Raw genomic sequence first — 439 nt, 5'->3', positions numbered from 1 at the left:
GCCATTGCCGGGGCAGGCATTACCGACCTGTCGGCGGTCTTCCTCGACCGCACGACGCCGAGCTACACGGCGCTGATCGACAGCGAAGGCGAGCTGATCGTCGGCTTTGCCGACATGGCGCTCTATGATTTGGCGTTTCCCAAGCAGATCAGGCGCTCCAGGGTGCGGGAGGTGATCGCCGCCGCAGATGCCGTCTTCTGCGACGCCAATCTTCCGACGACGGCGCTGGAACGGCTGGTCGCGCTCGCCGCGGGCAAGCCGGTTTTCGCGATTGCCATTTCGCCGGCCAAGGTGGTGCGGTTGCTACCGGTGCTGAAGGAGCTTTCGCTGGTCTTCATGAACCGGCGCGAGGCCATGGCGCTGGCCGGCGTCGCCGCGAATGCCACGGAGCGCGAGGTGGTCGACGGGTTGCGATGCAGCGGCCTCGTCAGCGGCGTGG

1 pseudogene is annotated in these 439 nt (G+C 67.0%); it reads left to right on the top strand.

Annotation, left to right across the window (positions count from 1 at the left end):
• Positions 1-439 (top strand): annotated as a pseudogene (locus tag EN925_RS39265) (carbohydrate kinase); the annotation flags it as partial.

The sequence above is a fragment of the Mesorhizobium sp. M7A.F.Ca.US.006.04.2.1 genome, from assembly GCF_004022915.1.
GTDB lineage: Bacteria > Pseudomonadota > Alphaproteobacteria > Rhizobiales > Rhizobiaceae > Mesorhizobium > Mesorhizobium ciceri.
This window is presented reverse-complemented; position numbering and strand designations above follow the sequence as displayed.